This is a genomic window from Methylobacterium sp. AC433, from assembly GCF_979253015.1.
In genome coordinates this window covers 1-4,318 of the sequence record NZ_CEEDBN010000038.1, presented here as the reverse complement: position 1 = coordinate 4,318, position 4,318 = coordinate 1, and the positions used below count along the sequence as shown (strand labels likewise).

Annotated in this window: 4 protein-coding genes and 2 pseudogenes; 4 read left to right on the top strand and 2 right to left on the bottom strand. The window is 55.1% G+C overall.

The features are described from left to right. Positions 1-217: 217 nt before the first annotated feature. The 3 genes from AC0IWM_RS23600 to AC0IWM_RS23590 all read left to right on the top strand — a co-directional run bounded on the left by AC0IWM_RS23600 (position 218) and on the right by AC0IWM_RS23590 (position 1,941). Positions 218-340 carry a hypothetical protein gene (locus AC0IWM_RS23600; protein WP_471759090.1) on the top strand — a complete coding sequence of 41 codons (123 nt, stop codon included), beginning with the start codon at positions 218-220 and terminating at the stop codon, positions 338-340. A gap of 100 nt (positions 341-440) precedes the next feature. Beyond that, positions 441-1,064: an adenylyl-sulfate kinase gene (gene cysC, locus AC0IWM_RS23595; RefSeq protein ID WP_471759088.1), complete on the top strand. Its 624-nt coding sequence runs from the start codon at positions 441-443 to the stop codon at positions 1,062-1,064. Positions 1,065-1,221: 157 nt separating this feature from the next. Then, positions 1,222-1,941: a hypothetical protein gene (locus AC0IWM_RS23590; protein WP_471759086.1), complete on the top strand. Its 720-nt coding sequence runs from the start codon at positions 1,222-1,224 to the stop codon at positions 1,939-1,941. 205 nt (positions 1,942-2,146) lie between these two features. On the opposite strand, the gene AC0IWM_RS23585 is transcribed toward AC0IWM_RS23590, so the two are convergent. Continuing rightward, positions 2,147-2,857: a class I SAM-dependent methyltransferase gene (locus tag AC0IWM_RS23585; protein WP_471759084.1), complete on the bottom strand. Its 711-nt coding sequence runs from the start codon at positions 2,855-2,857 to the stop codon at positions 2,147-2,149. Positions 2,858-3,330: 473 nt separating this feature from the next. Further along, a pseudogene (locus AC0IWM_RS23580) lies at positions 3,331-3,969 on the bottom strand (IS3 family transposase); the annotation flags it as partial. Positions 3,970-4,179: 210 nt separating this feature from the next. On the opposite strand from AC0IWM_RS23580, the pseudogene AC0IWM_RS23575 reads away from it, so the two are divergent. Continuing rightward, a pseudogene (locus tag AC0IWM_RS23575) lies at positions 4,180-4,318 on the top strand (IS701 family transposase); the annotation flags it as partial.

Genomic DNA, 4,318 nt, shown 5'->3' with positions numbered 1-4,318 from the left:
TCGTCTGGACTGCCGACCCGGATCGCATCATCCAGGCCGCAAAGCGCGGGCACCAAGTGTTAGACTCGCACCACTAGGGTGCGCGCACGCGGCGTGCGTCGACTTCCTCGACCGTTGGGCGGATGAGGCGGCGCCACTCGGCTGGACGACGCTGGAGGTGTTCGGCGTGCATCCGGAACCTGGCATCGTCCGGCCAGACCACTGAAGCGCCATCGTCATGTCGAACGTCAAGGTCGCGGCGGTTCCCGCCAACCGCATCGCCCTCGTGAACACGGCCGATTATCGCAACATGCCAGGGCGACCCGGCGGCACGGTGCCGCTATGGGCGTTCGGGCGGTGACGCTGGCAAGCTTCGTGCTATCCTGGATGGGGGCCGAGCCGGGGTTTCAGGGAACGGGTTCGCACGCTTAACAGTCTCGCGATTGAATGATTTTGCTTGCATGACGCCTTCGAATTTGACGCCGCACATCCTTCAACCGCGCGAGAACCGCTGGATCCAGCTTCGGCAACGGCCGGTCATCGCTTGGTTTACTGGTCTGTCGGGCTCCGGAAAGTCGAGCCTCGCCAATGCCGTTGATAAGGCTCTTACCGCGCAGGGGCGCCACACCATGGTGCTCGATGGCGACAACCTGCGGACTGGGCTAACCCGCGACCTCGGTTTCAGTCGAACGGATCGGGACGAGAACGTGCGACGGACCGCTGAAGTGGCAGCACTCATGGCCGAGGCCGGGCTGATCGTACTCGTTTCGCTGATATCGCCCCTGCGCGCTGAGCGCGCCCAGGCGCGTCGCATCGCCCGGGACTTCTCCTTCCTTGAGGTATTTGTCAGCACGCCTTTGGCGGCCTGTGAGATCCGCGATCCGAAGGGGCTCTACCGGCGCGCCCGCGCTGGTGAGATCCCAGACTTCACGGGGGTTTCTGCGCCCTACGAGTGTCCCGACGCCCCCAACTTGGTCCTTCTCACTGAAAACTGCACCATCACGGATTCGGCCCAGCCCCTTGTAGACATGCTTCTGCGCCTAAGCTCAAATCTCGAATTAAAGTCGCATTTACGCTGTGGCTGAGTTCAATAATTCGCGACAAAAATAGCGTTTAGCATTGGGCTTTTTGGATTCACTTCGGTAATGACAGCAAAGCCTCATTCCGTCGTTAGAAAGCATAAGCTTTAATATTTAATTCATCACATATAACAACCAGAAATTAATCAGGAAAATTATTGAAGTGAATGATTTACCTATCGTATTTATGCATATCGCAAAGACAGGAGGCACTTCTCTGTTGATGATGCTTCGAGAGCAAATTCCACTCGAAGCAAGTATCGACTTGAGTGGTATTGACCTCAAATCCCGCGAGCAATTTGCAGCGGAAGTTCGCGACGGACGCATCGCAGGGCGAAGTATTGATGGTATACAACTAATCAGTGGACACATTCCGTATTGGGTATGCCTTTCTTTGCCTTGCAGACCCATAACGCTGCTGCGAGATCCGGTCGAATTACTTGCCTCATTTTATTACTATTCAAAGAATGTACTCAGCGCTTTCGAAGGAGGTCTAGAGCTAGATTTTGTGCAGGAAGCTGTCAAATGGTCGCTTGAAGACTTTATTGCTTTGCGCGCTAAAGATTCAGTGTGTAAATATTTCTGTGATTTCTCGACCGGAGAAAGCCCTTATAGCGTATCAGTTGCGAAAAAAAACCTGAGTTCAATAATATTCGGCATCTCAGAAAATTTTGGCTTGTCGTCAAAAAAGATATTTCAACAGTTGGGATTGCCTTCTACTGCGCCAGTTCAGGTCAACGTGACCCCCTCAAAGCCTGAGATAACCAGAAAACAGAGATTGGCCATTGAAAATCACAGTCCGTACGATTGCGAACTATATGATTGGGCTGCTGCTGAATTCCGAAAGAGATACAAGTCGGTCAGCAATCTAATCAGCCGCTAGAAACCAGAGTGTGTTCCAGTACTTAGTAAAAATCTTAATCATATTGCTTCAGTAGAACTATTCCAAAAAACAAAGTGGCTGATGCATGCATGATGCGTTTGTTGCGGCATGCGGCAGAACGAGATACCCGCCTCGGATTGCTCCGGGCGGGTGTAGAGGAGTCGGTACGCGGCCGGGTGAGACAAGATCTACAAGTGGGAATAATTTAGCTGTCATGAAATTGGATTAAACTATCTTGCAAAGTTGATAAATTAAGACGCTGACGAGATGCAATATAAATTGACCGTTGAAGGGTCCGACTGCTGTACGTCGAACGCCAATCTAACGGAAACTGATCGTGATTCGGCTGCGTGCGTGGCATGTAGACATAAGAAAACAGTTGTTTAAGTTCCTGATAAATCCAAGCCCTATCTGGCCGGCATCCAAAGCCGTCAATGGCTTGACTGAAATTTTCGATAGGCTCAGGAACAACATTCTCGCGCCCGCCTGCATCATTGGTCACACAGGTCTCTAGCAAGAGAATGCCACTGCAGCGTGCCGTCAATGTTCGAAGGGCGCGAAGGGGATCTGCAAGGTGGTATAGCACGCCATATGCATGCACGATGTCGAAGGTGCTATCGTATTCGTCCAGCGCCCACACGTCTCCAGCCCGGGCTTCGAGTCGACCTTCAAAATTAATGCCCGAGCCGCGAAGATTTGCGTCCAAGCCTTGCAGGTTTTCTTCACGCGGCTCAACCGCAACGACGCGGCAGTCTCGGTCGAGATAAAACGAGGCGAAATCCCCTATACCGGCGCCAACATCTAGAACCTTTTTGCCGCGAAGGTCGAGACCAAGCGATGCGAGATGCTCCAATCGTCTTTGAGTGATTCTTAGGTAGGCCGGCGAATGAAAAATGTTGCTATCAAAGTGTGACATGGAAACTGAATTCCTAGATAAGAAACTGGCGAGGATTTAGCTCGTCGAGGCTCACGAATTAAAAAGAAGAACCACACTAGCCCTGGTAGGATTTGTGGCGAGCGAAGGTGATGATGCAAGTCCTAGAGCGGCACCTCCAACCTGCCACGGAGCCATCGGGAGCGCAAAAAAGAAGCCTGCTGCTGATTGCTCCGGGCGGTTGAGGGCAATTCAGCGCATCTTTCCTTCCTTTGGCGTAAGAAGAGCCCGACCGCTCCCCCGCTGGCCTCTGTGCCTTCGCTGAGCGCACCGAGGAGCGGAAAGACACCGGGTTCTGTGTGCCGGGCTCGGCCGTCGGGATCTATGCCGAGGCCATGCCGACGTGGGCGCGGGAGGCGGCAGAGATGAAGATGCTCGGCTGGACTTAGAGGTAGCTGGCCAACAAACGGCGCGAGTGACTCATGCATGCAGGCCTCGACGAAGTCGTACCATCAGAACTGATTACGGAGTTCCGGGCGAAGACGAGCACAGGAGCCGTTGTTGTCCTCGATCCGCCCCGCTTGGGCTGCGTGGCCGGCACTTTCAGACCCTGACGCTGCCAAATCCGCTCGACGCGCTTGTCGTTGACGAACCAACCGGCCGCCTTCAGCAACGCATTGATCTTCCGTAGGCCGTAGCGTCCGTACTTCTCGGCCAATGTCACGAGATCGCCTGTCACCGCCTCTTCGCCGTCGCGGCCCCGCGGTACCTTGCGCGGTGTCGAACGATGCTGTCCGAGCGCCCGACAGGCGCGGCGCTCGCAGACGGTCATCGTCAGCATGATCTACTCGACGCAGGGGCGTCAACGCACGGGGCTCGAGATGTCTTCCCCGGGACGCCTCCTGCAGGATCAGCTTGTCGAGGGCGAGATCCGCAATTGCCTTTCGAAGCCGCAGGTTCTCGGTCTCCAGATCCTTCATCCGTCGAACTTGATCCGACTTCAGGCCGCCAAACTCACGCCGCCACCGGTCGTACGTCACCGAACTCACGCCGAGCGCGCGGATTGTATCTGCAACGCTCTGCCCCTGTGAGATCAGCACATCCGCCTGCCGTAGCTTGGCAACAATCTCCTGAGGCTTCGGATGCTTTGCCATCTCGTCCGTCCTGCAGGCTCAAAGGCCATACCGAGGGACGGACCACTTCAATCGGGGCTGATCACTTTGAAGCTACGGAAATTTGCTTTCCGACGGCTTCTTGAACTCTTTGACCGCATAGTCAGATCATAAAACTACTTTGGCAGATTGACGGAACGGGGCAGGTTTTCATGGATTCGTATGCCATGGCGATGGTGATGGGTGATCGCGATGTCAGGGGCTGGTGGATGGCGTGACGACCTGGATCGGTGGCTTCAGCCGTTCCTGGCGGGCCTGTCGCATCCGGCGCGCCGGGCGATGTGCCCGCTCTACGTGGCCGGGTTGATCGGCCTGGGCGACCGCAAGAGCG